Here is a 12,943-nt window from a genome sequence, read left to right as displayed (position 1 = left end):
TCGGCACGGTGTGCCACCCTGGGTGCGTTCTCCCAGCGGTAACCGGAGGTGAGGGTCACGTTACGGCTACGCGCACTGGTCGCCGTCCCCGGCACCGGGCCGGTGACCCTCGACGTTCCCGCCGGCACGCTCGCCGCCCTGGTGGCCCCACCCCGGTTCGGCACCGCCGTCGCCCGGGTGCTGGTCGGTCTCGCCGCTCCGGTGACCGGTCGCATCCTGGTCGGTGACCGGGACGTCACCGCGCTGCCGCCGCCACGCCGCCAGATCGGCTACGTGCCCGCCGGTGGCGCGTTGCTGCCGCAACTCAACGTGCGCCGCAACATCGAGTACGGCCAGCGCAAACGCGAACGGGTGCACGAGGTGGCCGACGACTGGACCACCACCGTGGTCGACCGGCTCGAGTTGGCGCTCTCCCTCACCCTGCTGCCACACCAGATCTCCGCCGCCCAGCGGTTCCGGGTGGCGCTCGCCCGGGCGGCGGCCTGCCTGCCCGAGGTGCTGGTGGTCGACCTGCCGGCGGGTTCTGCCGGCGACAGTCGACTCGCCGACCTGATGCCGCGGCTCTCCCCACCCGACGCCCCCGGCGTGGCGGTGCTGGTCTGCACCGCCGACCCGGCCACCCTCGCCGAGATCCCGGTCCGGCACGAGCTGGTCACCGAGCCGAGCGAGGCGACCCGATGAGACCGACCGCCCGCACGAGTCGTCGCACCCTGCTGCGCGCCGCCGCGGCGGGCGTCACCGCGATGGCCGCCGGCTGCTCCGGCGGGGCTCGGTCGGTGCAGGTCGCGGTGGTCTGGAGCACCAGCGAGCTGGAGCGGTTCCGCCAGGTCGTCGCCGACTACCCCGGCTCGGTTCAGGTGGTCAGCGCGGGCAACGACATCGACGCGTTCCTGCGGGCCCGGCACCTCGCGGGCACCAGCCCGGACGTGGCGATCCTGCCCCGCCCCGGCCTGGTCACCGAATACGCGCAGCGCGGTTGGCTGAGCCCGGTGCGCCCGTCCAGCGAGTACGCCGTACCCAACGGGCTGGGCGACCTGCTGACCGCCGACGGCCGGCGCTACGGCGTATGGGTGAAGGCGGCGCACAAGTCGTTGGTCTGGCACCTGCCGTCGATGTTGCCCGAGCAGCCGACCGACTGGGACGGGCTGGTCGAGCGCACGCGGCAGCTCGGCGCGCTCGCCCGGCGCGACGGCGGCCCGGCGCCCCTGGCCGTCGGCGCCGCGGACGGCTGGGTGCTCACCGACTGGTTCGAGAACGTGCTGGCCGACGTGGCACCCGAGAGCTACAACGCTCTCGCCAGGTCGGACGCGAACTGGCAGGGCGGTCCGGTGCGCGACGCCCTGGACCGGCTGGCCGGGCTCTGGAGCATCGACGGCGCGTTCCTCGGTGGTGGCCGGCGCGCCCTGCTCACCCAGTACGAGGAGTCGGTGATCCAGGTGGTCTACGCCCGGCGTGCGGTGATGCTCTGCGGGGCCGACTTCACCGCCGACGTCGTCGGCACGTTCCAGCGCGGTGAGGAGGCCCCGACCACGTTCCCGTTCCCGGGCGCCCAACCCGGAGGCGGCCCACTGATCGTCGGTGGGGACGCGGCGGTGGCGTTCGCGGACGCCCAGGGCGGGGTCGAGCTGGTCCAGTGGCTCACCAAAGCCGATTCGTTCCGCCCCTGGCTGCGCGCCGGCGGCTACCTCTCGCCCAACACCAACGTCCCGATCACGAGCTACACCGACGAGGTCGGTCGGAAGCTCGCCCGGGAGATGCAGGCACCCGGCACGCTGCGTTTCGACCTCTCCGACCAGTTGCCGGGCGCGTTCACCGGCTCGGACGGCGTCGGCATCTGGCGCATCATGCAGGGCTTCTTCGCCGACGTCACCGATGGTGTCAGGGCCAACGAGGCGATCCGCCGCGCCACCGGTCAGCTCGCGCTGGCGGCCCGTAGCGCGGGCGGCGGCCGATGAGCCAGCCGCGGGTCCTCGGCGAGCTGGCCGTGCTCGACGACGTCGGGCCGCCCCGGCGGGGCCGGGCCTATCCGGCGGCGGGGGCGACCTCCGCGTTGCTGCTGCCGGCGGCCGTGCTGCTCGGTGGGCTCGTGCTGTGGCCGGTGCTCCGGACCATGCACGCCAGCGTCACCACCGACGGCCGTTGGGTCGGCACGGAGCACTTCCGGACCGCGCTCGCCGCCCCGGGCACCGGCGCGGTGGTCGGCCGGACGGTCCTCTGGGCACTGCTGGTGCCGGCGGTGGTGACGGCGCTGGGCTACCTGCTCGCCGCCGCGTCCCGCCGTTCCGAGGAGGGCGGTCTGGTCCGGTTGATCCTCCTGGTCCCGGTGGCGTTGCCGCTGGTCGTCACCGGGGTCACCTTCCGGTTGATGTACGACCCCGACCCGAGCCGAGGGCTGGCCACCGTGGTCGCGGCACGGCTGACCGGCCGCTCGACCGAGGACGCGCCGCAGTTGCTCGGGCCGGGGCTGGTCACCGTGGCGCTGATGTCGGCGTTCGTCTGGGCCTGGGTGGGCTTGGCCGTGCTGGTGTTCCGATCCGCGCTGGACACGGTGCCGCCGAGTCTCGCCGACGCGGTGCGCGCCTACGGCGGACGGCGCCGGCACGTCCTGTGGGACGCCCAGTGGCGGCCGCTGCTGCTGCGGACCACCGCGGTGGTCTTCGCGCTGGTGGCGGTCGGCACCAGCCGCACGTTCGACCTGATCCTGGTGATGACGCCCGGCTCGGTCCGCGACGAGGCGTCGGTGCTCGCGTTGCGGATCTGGCAGACGTCGGGCACCACCACCACCGGCGACGGCGCCGCGCTCGGCGTGGTCTGGCTGGTGGCGGTCGTCGGCGGGATCATGGTGGCCGCGCTCTTCGTCCGGCAGGCCTGGCCGCCGCCGCGCGCCGAGGCGGCTCCACAGCCCGGTCCGGTCGCCCCGCCCCGGCGGGTCATCCGCCTGCTCGCGGTCGGCGCGGCGGTGGCGTGGCTGGTGCCGCTGGTGGTGTTGGTCGGCACCTCGGCACACGGCAGGGTGGACGCCGCCGCGCGCGGCTGGTGGTGGGCGCCGCCGAACGGCGAGTCCTACCGCGCCCTGGTCACCGGCACCGAGTTGTGGCGCACACTGGGCTTCACGTTGCTCCTGGCCACCGCGGTGACCGTCGCGGTGCTGGTGGTCGCGCTGTTGGCCGCCTACCCGCTGGCCTGGTTGACCGGGCCGGGCGCGCAGGCCACCGGGCTGCTGCTGCTGGCCGCCAGCGTGGTGCCGGTCCAGGTCATCGCCGGCCCGGTCAACGAGGTGCTGGGCCTGGTGCTCTCCTCCGGCACCGCCCAGGGTCTGGCCCTGGTGCACACCGCGTTGGGTGTGCCGTTCGCCGTGCTGGTGCTGCGCAACGCGTTCGCCGACCTGCCGGTCGAGCAGGTGCGCGACGCCCGGCTGGGCGGCCGTCGGTGGTGGCACACCCTGCGCCGGTTGGCCCGGCACAACCTGTCGGCGGTCGTGGCGGTGTCCGTGCTGGAGTTCGTCCAGGTCTGGAACGACCTGGTGGTGGGTCGACTGTTCAGTGGGCCGGGGGCGTCGCCGCTCGGGCCGTTCCTGGCCGAGCAGACGCGCAGCTTCGTGAGCAACAGCGGTGCGCTGGCCGCCAGTTCGGTGCTCGCGTCGGTGCTGCCGGTGGTGCTGGTGGTGCTGTCGCGACGGCACCTGGTCGCCGGGCTCGTCTCCGGGGGTGTCCGCTGACCAGGCCGGGCGGTGGCCGCCGCAGCCCGCGCTGGCCGGCGCTGATCGCGATCGGCGGGGTGGTCAGCGGCGTCCTCGCCAACGTGGTCAGCAACCTCGCCAGCAACCTGCTCTCCGAGTTGGCGGCCAGCGTACTCGGGCCGACGAGCATCGCCCTCGCCGTGGGCGGCATCGTCGGCTTCGTGGTGTACGAGGTTCGTCGCCGCCGGGCGGCCCGGGACGTCGACCCCGAACCGACGGACGTGCTCACCACACCGGCCGCCGGGACGCCGAACCTGCCCTACACGGCGGAGTTCACCGGTCGTGGCGAGCACGTCGAGGCGGTCCTCAAACTGCTCTCCGAGGAACACGCGGTGGCCGTCCTGGGCCGACGTGCCGTGGGCACCTCCGCGTGCGCAGTCCAGGCCGCGAACCTGTGCCGGGAGGATTTCCCGGACGGGCAGTACTACCTCGACCTGCGCCGGCACGGCCGACCTCGCTCGGCCCAACAGGTGCTCACCGCGCTGGCCCGGATCCTGGGCACCGCCGCACCGACCTCCGGCCGGCCGGACGCGCTCGTCGCCGCCGCCGACGCGGTGCGCGGCCAGCTCGACGGCCGCCGGATCCTGCTGGTGCTGGACAACGTCGACCGGCCCGACCAGGTCCGGCCCCTCCTGCCACCGACCGCGCGCACCTGCCGGTTGCTGCTCGCCGGCGGTCCGGCGCTGTTGGGGCTCCAGGGTGTGGTCGCACACTGGATCGCCGAGCCGGGCACCTCCGAGGCGGTCGAGTTGTTCGCCACCGCGGGCGGGGCCGCGCCCGCCGCCCGGGTCCGCCGTGCCGACCCGCGCACCGACCCGGAGGTCCGCGACATCGTCGACCTGTGCGGCCGGCAGCCGCGCATTGTCCGCGCGCTCGGTTACCGCACCGCGCAGCACGGCTGGCGGCACTCCGACCTGCTGGACGCGCTCCGCCGTGCGGTGCACACGCCACCACACCAGCGGCTCGCCGTGTCTCCGGCCGCACGTCTGATCACCGAACGGGACACCGCGTACCGGACGTTGAGCCGCGAGGCCCGCCGGTTGTACCGGGTGATGTCGCTGATCCCCGCCCCGGTCGACCGGCCGACCATCGCCGCGCTGGCCGGGCGGCACCCCGAGCGGGTTACCGCGCTGCTCGACCAGTTGGCCGCCGCGGCGTTCGTGGTCGGCGCGCCCGGCGACCGGTACGAGATCCGCCCGCTGCTCGCCGACAGCGCCCGACTGCACCTGCGGGACGCCGATCCGGTCCGGGCCCGGGTCGCCGCGCAGGCACGGTTGACCCGGCACCTGGCCCGTCGGGCGGAGCGGCACGCGGCCAACCTGGCGGTGCTCGGCGCCCCACCGGACCGGGAGTGGTCGCTGCCGCTGGACGACGACCCGTACGGCTGGTTCGACCTGCACCAGGAGCTGCTGCTGGCGGTGGTGCGGGTGCCGGCCGGCGCGGCCGAGACACTGCCCCGACGCGTACGCCGGTGGTGGTTCCGGCTGGCCGTGGCGCTCTGCGGGTGGCTGGCGTACGCCGAGCGGCTCGACGAGTGGGAGCAGGTCTGCCGCACTGTGCTGGCCACTCCGACGGCGGACGACCGGCCGGAGATCGCCGGGTGGGCGCACAACGAGCTGGGTGTGCTGCGGCGGCGTCGGCACGATCCGCACGGGGCGGCGGCAGCGCTCACCCTCGCGGTGAACGAGCGCGGACGTGGGGGCACCGCCCAGGCCCGGATGAACCTGGGCCTGGCCCTGCTGGATCTGGGGCAGTTGGACGACGCGGTGGAGCACCTGGAGATGTCCCGCAGGCACCGCTCCGGGGCGGACCGGGCCGGTCACGCCCTCACCGACCTGGGTCTCGGCGCGGCGCAGCTCGCCCGGGGTGAGTTGGACAGCGCACACCACCACCTGGTGCGGGCGGCGAACACCTTCCGGTCGGTGGGTGACGCCCGGGGGTACGCGGCGGCGTTGACCAACCTGGTGCTGGTGCACGCGGGTCTCGGCGAGCACCTGGACGCCGCGCAGGCGTGGCGGGCGGCGCTGCGCGAGTACGAGTCGGTCAACGACCCGACGAGCCGGGCGACGGCCCTGCTCAACGCCGGGGCGACGCTGCTGACCAGCTCGCCGGGGCAGGCGCGGGTGGCGTACGACCTGCTGGTGCAGAGCCGGCGGCTGCGCGAGGAGACGCGGCCGACGGCGGGGCTGGCGCGCACGCTGCTCTACCTGGGTGACGCCTGCGCGGCGCTGGGCGAGCACGCCGACGCCCGGCGGCACTGGGCGGACGCGGCGACGGTGGCCGAGGAGGTCGGCGACGACCAGGGGCTGGCCGCCGCCGACGCCCGACTGGAGGACGACGCCGCGGACCGCGTGACGTAGGTCGCTCGGGTTGGCCGGTGGCGAGGCTCTGGGAGACTCTGTGATCGTGGACGCGCTCTCGGTACGGGGACTCAGCCGCAACTTCGGCAACCTGGTGGTGCTCGACGACGTGAGTTTCACACTCCCGGCGGGTCGGATCGCTGTGGTGCTGGGCCCGAACGGCAGCGGCAAGACCACCCTGCTGCGTTGCGTGGTCGGCGCGGACCGGCCGGACGCGGGCGAGGTGCTGGTGCAGGGCCGACGGGCCGACGAGACCGACCCACAGGTGCGGGCGTTGATGGCCGCCGCCCTGGACGACATCGACTTCTTCCCCGACCTGTCCGTGGTCGAGCACCTGGAGTTGGTCGCGTACGCGCACGGTGGTGACGCCGAGCCGGTCGAGGAGGTCCTCGCCGAGCTGGGTCTGGAGCCGGCCCGCGACCAGTTGCCGGTGACCCTGTCCAGCGGGCAACGCCGCCGGCTGGCGCTCGCCTCGTGTTTCGTCCGCCCCCGTCGGGTGCTGATCCTGGACGAGCCGGAGCAGCGGCTGGACGTCCGTGGGCGGCAGTGGCTGACCGAGCGCCTGCTCCGGGAGCGCGACGCGGGCACTGCCGTGCTGCTGGCCTCGCACGACCCCGAGCTGATCGACGCGGTGGTCGACGAGCGCATCGAGATCGGCCGGTGACCGCCCCGACGGCCACGATCGCCGACGCGCCGACCGGCGTGCCCACCGCGCGGCAGCTGCGGACGCACCTGCGCAAGGCGCGCAGCCGGCACCACGACCATTCGCTCGGCGACGTGCTGGGTGACGCGTACGTGATCGTCCTGTTCGTGGGCATGTACGGGTGGTTCGCGGTCAGCGCCAGCCGTGACCTGCTGGACTCCCCCACCATGGGGCAGGCCGAGCCTGGCGTGCGCTGGTGGTTGGCGGTCGCGGCGCTGCTGGCCGGTGCCGGCCTCGCCTGGCGTGGTCTGCGCGCGCTCGGCCCGCTGCTGGTCACCCCGGCCACGCAGAGCTGGGCTACCAGCGCCCCGGTGGACCGGCGGGCCTGGCTGGCGCCGCGCTTCGTGCTGCTGCTGGCCGGCGCGGCGGCCAGCACCGCGGCCCTCGGCGTGGCCGTCGCCGCGCTCGGCGGTGTCGGTGATCCGGGTGCCCTGGGCTGGGCGGCCGCAGCCGGCGCCGGGTGGGGTGCGGCAGCGCTGGCGCTCAGCGTCGTCGCCCAGAGCAGCCGGGCCGGGCGACGGTGGCCGACGCTGGTCGGTGCGGTCCCGTTGGTCACGGCCGCCGTGATCACCGGCGCGGTGGTGCTCGTCGGGGGCCTGGGCGACGCGTTGCCCCGGCCGACGACAACACCGACCATCGCGCTGTTCGCCGTGGCGGTGCCGCTCGTCGGCCTCGGCACGGTCCTCGCGGTACGCGCGCTGCCCCGCGTCGACCGGGCCACGCTGACCACCGGCGCCCAGTTCGCCAACGCCGCCTCCACGGCCATGGTCCTGCTGGACCCGAGTCTCCTCGCCGGGCTGGTGGAGAGCCGGCGGTGGCGCCGGGTCGGCAAGGTCCGCAGCAGTCGGTTCCGGCCCGGGCCGAGCTGGTGGGCGCTGCTCCAGGCCGATGTACGGCGACTGCGCCGCCACCCGAGCGCGGTGCTGATCTGGGCGGCGCTGATCGGGGTGCAGTACGCTGCCGCGCTCGCCCTGCCCGGGTTGGCCGGGGCCGCGCAGGTGGTGTTCGCGTACCTCGCCGTCGACCGGCTGACCGGTGGTCTGCGGGCGGTCAGCCGGTCGCCCGGGCTGCGCCGGGCGCTCGGGGGCAGCGACACCCTGTTGCGCGGGATCCACGTGGTGGTGCCGGCGGTCGGCGCGGCTCTGTGGTGGTTGCTGACCCTGCCGACCGTCGACCCGGGGCCGGCGTGGCTCGCGCCGACGTTGGCGCTCGGGGTGGTGGCCGCCGCGTTCCGGGCCGGCACCCGCCCGCCGATCGACTACGGCGGCGCGACGGTCAACACCCCGTTCGGGATGCTCCCTGTCGACCTGCTGCGTCAGGGCTCACGGGGGCCGGCGCTGCTGGCCGTGCTCGTCCTGGTCCAGCTGTTCCTGGGCTGACCGACCAGCACCCTCGACCGGCCAGCCCAGGCGATCAGCCGTCCAGGCGGCGAACCATGTTCATGATGGTCTCCACCTGCGCGCCGCCCTTGATCGGGAAGTTGGTCGCGCCGAGGTAGCCCCACCAGTCCCAGCAGCCGTTCGGGTTGCTCAGGCTGGTGCTCGCCTGCGGGTAGAGGACGATCAGGTTGTTGGTGTCGGCGTACTGGTTCAGGTTGGCCCGGTCGACGAAGGCCGTGCCCACCGCGCCGGAGGCCTGGACGCAGCCGTGCAGGGCGACCAGCAGTCGACAGGACTGGCCGGCCGCGCAGGCCGACGGGACGTAGGCGTAGCCGTTGGCGTCCATGCTCAACCCGTTGGCCCAGCCGTTGACCGCGAAGGTGTTCTGGCTGAACCGGACGAGCGTGCCGCCGAGCGCCCCGGTGTTCGGTGCGTTCACCCCGCCGAGCAACTTGCGCAGGAGAGCGTTCTGCGGGTCGATGCCGCAGTCGTTGAGGTACGGCGAGGCGGTCGCCGTGCATCCGAGCGTGCCGTACGGGGTGACCCAGGAGTGCCCGGCGGCGGAGCCGCTGTCGTACTGCACGCTGGCCCCGAAGTGCTGGTAGTAGCGGACCAGGTCGTCGGTGACGGACTTCTTGACAGTGGTGTCGTTGGTGCCGTGGAACACGTACACCGGGTCGCCGGACAGGTTGCCGACCGGGTCCACCCAGCCGTACGACGCCCACGTCCGGGTGTACGTCTGCAGGGCGGACACGTTGGTCGGGTAGAGGTTGTCGCCGCAGCCGTAGAGCGCCTGCGCGACGGTGTTCCGGGAGCAGTAGTACGGCCCGGCGGCGAACACGGCCGCGCCCCGGATCCGCGACGAGTAGGCGACATGCAGCTGCGTGGCCATGTAGCCGCCGGAGGAGACACCGGCGATGTAGACCCCGGAGACGTTGTAGCTGCTTAGGGACCCGGCGACCGGGGTCTTGGTGGACGGGGTGGCGGCCTGGGCGGGGGCGGCGGCGCTCAGGGCCAGCAGGACGACGGCGGTGAGGGTGGTGGCGACTCTCAGTGGTGTGGACATGGGCGCTCCTCGACAGCGCCGACAGGGGCGCCGGCGCGCGCCGAAGCTACCGTGACATTGACCACATCGGATATGAGTGCGGTCGACACCGTCGCCGCCGCCGGTGTGGTCCCCGCACCCACCTCACGGGGGTGGCGGGTCAGGCGGTGTCGGCGGTCAGGCGGTGTCGCCGGGGGCGAGGTGGCGGTAACCGGGGATCGTCTCGGAGAACCAGCTGTCGACGCTGGCCAGGCCACGCTCGTTGAGCTGCGCGTCGTGGATCGGGTGCGCCACGGCGGCTGCCACGGCGCGAGCGAATCGGATCGCCTCGTCGAGGCGCAGCCAGGACCCCTGGGCCGGGACGAGCAGGGTGTGGACCGGCTCGTCCGGCACGTGCAGCGAGTCGCCGGGGTGGTAGAGCCCGTCACCGACCAGGTAGCCCAGGTTGGGGCAGTCCGGCTGTCCCTCGTGGATCGGGGCGTGCCGGCCGCCGTGGGCACTGACCTCGATGCCGGCCGCCGTGAAACGGTGTCCCGCGCGGACCGGGGTCACCGGCAGCGGCGCGAGGTCCGGCAGTCGAGCGCCCTCGGGGGCGTACACCGGGACGCCGAGGCCGGCGAGGCGCAGCACGTCGATGTGGTCGGTGTGCTCGTGGGTGACCAGGACGGCGTCCGCGCCGTGCAGGGCGCGCGGCTCGCTCCAGGTCCCCGGGTCGATGACCAACACCGCGCCGTCGTGCTCGACCCGGACGCAGGCATGCGTGAATTTCGTGATCCGCATCCGGCGACGGTACGCCGCCGGTGTGACGGTTGGGCCGCGCCCGGAGGGGTAGTGCGGCACCATGCCCCAGCGATACGAGAACTATCCGAGAATCGCCGTGGTCACCGGCGCGGACTCCGGCATCGGCAAGGCCTGCGCCGTCGCCCTGGCCGGGGCGGGCTTCGACATCGGCATCACCTGGTACGGCGACCCCGACGGTGCCGAGCGGACCGCGACCGAGGTCCGCGCCGCCGGTCGTCGCTGCGAGGTCGCCGAGGTGGACCTGCGTCGGTTGCCGGAGGCAGCGGCGGTGGTGGACGACGTGGCCGATCGGCTGGGCGGCATCGGGGTGCTGGTCAACAACGCCGGCATCGGCGCGTCCGCGCCGTTCGTCGACACCGGGTGGGAGCAGTGGCGCGAGGTGCTCGCCGTCGACCTCGACGCACCGTTCCTGTGCGCGCAGCGGGCCGCCCGGCGGATGCGGGCCGCCGGCACCGGCGGGCGGATCATCGCCATCACCAGCGTGCACGAACACGCGCCCCGGGTGGGCTCTGCCGCCTACTGCGCCGCCAAGGGCGGGCTCGGTCTGCTGACCCGCGTGATGGCACAGGAGTTGGCCGCCGACGGGATCACCGTCAACGCGGTCGCCCCGGGCGAGATCGCCACGCCGATGACGGGCCAGGAGGACGTCGACCCGTTCACCCGGGAACGTCCTGGCGTACCTGTGGGGCGGCCGGGCGACGCCCGGGAGGTCGCCGCCGTGGTGGCGTTTCTCGCCTCTCCAGCGGCCAGCTATGTCACCGGGGCGTCCTGGCCGGTGGACGGCGGCATGCTGCTGATGGGCCCGCAGGCGAACAGCCTGACCTCGAACGACTGGCGTTCGGTCTGATCGCCGTCACAGCGGTTCGACCGCCGCCGTACGCAGGATGTAGACGAACTGGGCGGCCTCCCGTACGCCGGAACCCCGGTCCGCGGCGGCCGGGGAAAACCACGGACGGTGACCCCCGACGGTCCGGTCGGTTCGATACGCGGAACAATGGACGCCTCGCCCGCGCCAGGAGGACGTCCGCGTGTCGCCCAGCCCCGCATCTCCACCCGGGTCGACGCAGTTGCGCGCCGACTGCGGGCGCTGCTTCGGGCTGTGCTGCGTGGTGCCCGCCTTCGCCGCGTCGGCCGACTTCGCCATCGACAAGCCGGCCGGGCAGCCCTGCCCCAACCTGGGCGCGGACCACAGGTGCGGCATCCACACCGAACTGCGGCAACGCGGCTTCCCCGGCTGCACGGTGTTCGACTGCTTCGGCGCCGGGCAGCAGGTCGCCCAGGTCACCTTCGGCGGGCGGGACTGGCGGGACGCGCCGGGGACGTTGCCGGCCATGGCGGAGGCGTTCGCCGTACTGCGGCCACTGCACGAGCTGCTCTGGTACCTCGACGCGGCGGTGGCGCTGCACCCGCCGGCCGACCTCCGCCACGAGCTGGAGCACGCCCGCGCCGAGACCGCCGTGCTCACCGGCGGTGACCTGGCGCGGCTACGCGCGCTGGACGTGGCCGCGCACCGGGCTCGGGTAAGCCCGCTGCTCTCGCAGGCCAGCGACGTGGCCCGCTCCCCCGGCGGCGTCGACCACCGGGGCGCGCACCTGCTCGGCGTCGACCTCCGTCGGGTCGACCTGCGCCGGGCCAACCTGCGCGGGGCGCTGCTGATCGGCGCCGACCTCCGCGACGCCGACCTGGGGCTCGCCGACGTGACCGGCGCGGACCTGCGCGGGGCCGACCTGCGCGGCGCGGACCTACGGCGCACTCTCTTCCTGCACCAGGCGCAACTGGACGCCGCCCGGTGTGACGCGCGTACCGGCCTGCCGGCGACGCTCACCCGGCCGGCGCACTGGACGGCCCTGCCGCTCACCCCGGTCCGCCAGCCGTCGCGGGCCGGTGCCCCCGCCCGGCGCGGTCGCCGACGCTGAACCTCCGTGGGCCACCGCAGCCGGTACCGCTGAACAGCGCGAATCGCGCGCCCGGCCACCGCGTGCCGACGCCCCCACACCCAAGGTTTCGGCCGGGACGACGCCGGGTAGCCAGCGCCGACGCTGACCGGTATCGACGGGGGGCACGGCGTGGGTTTCCGAAAACGCGACGGTGAGCTGCCGGGCGACCCGCAGCACAGCGAGGACGAGGCCGGCCAGGTGCCGCTGGTGCAGGTCGAGGCGGACACCGAGGTTCCGGCGCCGGCCGACACCGACGTGCGCCCGGATATCGTGACCGAGGACGACAACTCGGGTGTCGCCGGCGGATCGTCCGGCAGCAGCGGCGGCGGGTCCAGCATGCCCGGGCACCCGGACGCGACCCGCTGACGGTCAGCGACCGGCGAACGCGGCCCGCGCCTCGGTCATGCCCTTGTTGGCCAGCCCGTCGGCCCGCTCGTTCTCCGGGTGACCGTTGTGCCCCTTCACCCACAGCCAGGTGACCTGGTGCCGCTCGCAGGCCGCCTCCAGCCGCTGCCACAGGTCGGCGTTCTTCACCGGCTGCTTTGCCGCCGTCTGCCAACCGTTGCGCTTCCAGGACGCCAGCCAACTGGTGATGCCGTTGCGCACGTACGTGCTGTCGGTGTGCAGCTCCACGGTGACCGGCCGGTTCAGGCTCTCCAACGCCTGGATGGCCGCCATCAGCTCCATCCGGTTGTTGGTGGTCGGTGTGGCCTCGCCGCCGCACAACTCCCGCTCGTGGTCGCCGTAGCGCAGCAGGGCGCCCCAACCGCCCGGCCCGGGATTGCCACTGCACGCCCCGTCGGTCCAGATCTGCACGCCCCTGCCGGCCGCCGCGTCCACCATGCCCGGCAACCTACCGCGCGGTGACGTCGTCCTCGCTGCCCGGGGGCCCGGGCGCGCCGGGATGTCGTGCCCCACCTCCGAGGCTGGACGGCATGCCCCACCTGCGGGGCAGCTCGACAGGCTCCGGGACAGGCAA

At 74.3% G+C, this 12,943-nt stretch carries 12 protein-coding genes; 9 read left to right on the top strand and 3 right to left on the bottom strand.

Annotation, left to right across the window (positions count from 1 at the left end; all coding sequences use genetic code 11):
* Positions 1-48: 48 nt before the first annotated feature.
* Genes O7614_RS15760 through O7614_RS15735 form a run of 6 tightly spaced genes read left to right on the top strand, consistent with a single transcriptional unit; the run spans position 49 to position 8,181 of the window.
* The gene (locus tag O7614_RS15760; RefSeq protein WP_278139217.1) at positions 49-681 is read left to right on the top strand and encodes an ATP-binding cassette domain-containing protein; all 633 of its coding nucleotides are present in this window, start codon (positions 49-51) and stop codon (positions 679-681) included.
* Entirely contained in the window at positions 678-1,955 is a 1,278-nt protein-coding gene (locus tag O7614_RS15755) for an extracellular solute-binding protein (protein WP_278139216.1), read from the top strand. The genes O7614_RS15760 and O7614_RS15755 overlap by 4 nt, the downstream gene beginning before the upstream one ends.
* On the top strand, positions 1,952-3,718 hold the full coding sequence (locus O7614_RS15750; RefSeq protein WP_278139215.1) for an ABC transporter permease subunit: 1,767 nt from the start codon (positions 1,952-1,954) through the stop codon (positions 3,716-3,718). Before O7614_RS15755 ends, O7614_RS15750 begins: the two co-directional genes overlap by 4 nt.
* Positions 3,719-3,777: 59 nt before the next feature.
* Positions 3,778-6,099, top strand: a complete 2,322-nt coding sequence (locus tag O7614_RS15745; protein WP_278139214.1) for a tetratricopeptide repeat protein — start codon at positions 3,778-3,780, stop codon at positions 6,097-6,099.
* 46 nt (positions 6,100-6,145) lie between these two features.
* Positions 6,146-6,763, top strand: coding sequence for an ABC transporter ATP-binding protein (locus O7614_RS15740; protein WP_278139213.1), 618 nt, complete (start codon positions 6,146-6,148; stop codon positions 6,761-6,763).
* Entirely contained in the window at positions 6,760-8,181 is a 1,422-nt protein-coding gene (locus O7614_RS15735) for a DUF6297 family protein (RefSeq protein ID WP_278139212.1), read from the top strand. The genes O7614_RS15740 and O7614_RS15735 overlap by 4 nt, the downstream gene beginning before the upstream one ends.
* Before the next feature lie 34 nt (positions 8,182-8,215).
* Here O7614_RS15735 and O7614_RS15730 read toward each other — a convergent pair whose 3' ends face one another.
* Both O7614_RS15730 and O7614_RS15725 read right to left on the bottom strand, forming a co-directional pair.
* Positions 8,216-9,247: a PHB depolymerase family esterase gene (locus tag O7614_RS15730; protein WP_278139211.1), complete on the bottom strand. Its 1,032-nt coding sequence runs from the start codon at positions 9,245-9,247 to the stop codon at positions 8,216-8,218.
* A 156-nt stretch (positions 9,248-9,403) separates the two neighbouring features.
* Positions 9,404-10,006: an MBL fold metallo-hydrolase gene (locus tag O7614_RS15725; protein ID WP_278139210.1), complete on the bottom strand. Its 603-nt coding sequence runs from the start codon at positions 10,004-10,006 to the stop codon at positions 9,404-9,406.
* A 61-nt stretch (positions 10,007-10,067) separates the two neighbouring features.
* Here O7614_RS15725 and O7614_RS15720 point away from each other — a divergent pair, with 61 nt between their 5' ends.
* The 3 genes from O7614_RS15720 to O7614_RS15710 all read left to right on the top strand — a co-directional run bounded on the left by O7614_RS15720 (position 10,068) and on the right by O7614_RS15710 (position 12,330).
* The gene (locus O7614_RS15720; protein WP_278139208.1) at positions 10,068-10,874 is read left to right on the top strand and encodes an SDR family oxidoreductase; all 807 of its coding nucleotides are present in this window, start codon (positions 10,068-10,070) and stop codon (positions 10,872-10,874) included.
* Positions 10,875-11,055: 181 nt separating this feature from the next.
* Positions 11,056-11,943, top strand: coding sequence for a pentapeptide repeat-containing protein (locus O7614_RS15715; RefSeq protein ID WP_278139207.1), 888 nt, complete (start codon positions 11,056-11,058; stop codon positions 11,941-11,943).
* A gap of 150 nt (positions 11,944-12,093) precedes the next feature.
* On the top strand, positions 12,094-12,330 hold the full coding sequence (locus tag O7614_RS15710) for a preprotein translocase YidC (RefSeq protein ID WP_278139206.1): 237 nt from the start codon (positions 12,094-12,096) through the stop codon (positions 12,328-12,330).
* A 3-nt stretch (positions 12,331-12,333) separates the two neighbouring features.
* On the opposite strand, the gene rnhA is transcribed toward O7614_RS15710, so the two are convergent.
* Positions 12,334-12,807, bottom strand: coding sequence for a ribonuclease HI (rnhA, locus tag O7614_RS15705; protein WP_278139205.1), 474 nt, complete (start codon positions 12,805-12,807; stop codon positions 12,334-12,336).
* Positions 12,808-12,943 lie beyond the last annotated feature (136 nt).

Source organism: Micromonospora sp. WMMD961, assembly GCF_029626145.1.
Taxonomy (GTDB): domain Bacteria; phylum Actinomycetota; class Actinomycetes; order Mycobacteriales; family Micromonosporaceae; genus Micromonospora.
The sequence above is the reverse complement of the archived record's forward strand: the minus strand, read 5'-3'. Positions and strand labels throughout refer to the sequence as shown.

What these genes read in the sequence shown, in the direction of transcription:
- rnhA (WP_278139205.1), bottom strand. Translation starts at nt 12,807, where the DNA reads ATGGTGGACGCGGCGGCCGGCAGGGGCGTGCAGATCTGGACCGACGGG.
- O7614_RS15755 (WP_278139216.1), top strand. Translation starts at nt 678, where the DNA reads ATGAGACCGACCGCCCGCACGAGTCGTCGCACCCTGCTGCGCGCCGCC.
- O7614_RS15750 (WP_278139215.1), top strand. Translation starts at nt 1,952, where the DNA reads ATGAGCCAGCCGCGGGTCCTCGGCGAGCTGGCCGTGCTCGACGACGTC.
- O7614_RS15720 (WP_278139208.1), top strand. Translation starts at nt 10,068, where the DNA reads ATGCCCCAGCGATACGAGAACTATCCGAGAATCGCCGTGGTCACCGGC.
- O7614_RS15730 (WP_278139211.1), bottom strand. Translation starts at nt 9,247, where the DNA reads ATGTCCACACCACTGAGAGTCGCCACCACCCTCACCGCCGTCGTCCTG.
- O7614_RS15725 (WP_278139210.1), bottom strand. Translation starts at nt 10,006, where the DNA reads ATGCGGATCACGAAATTCACGCATGCCTGCGTCCGGGTCGAGCACGAC.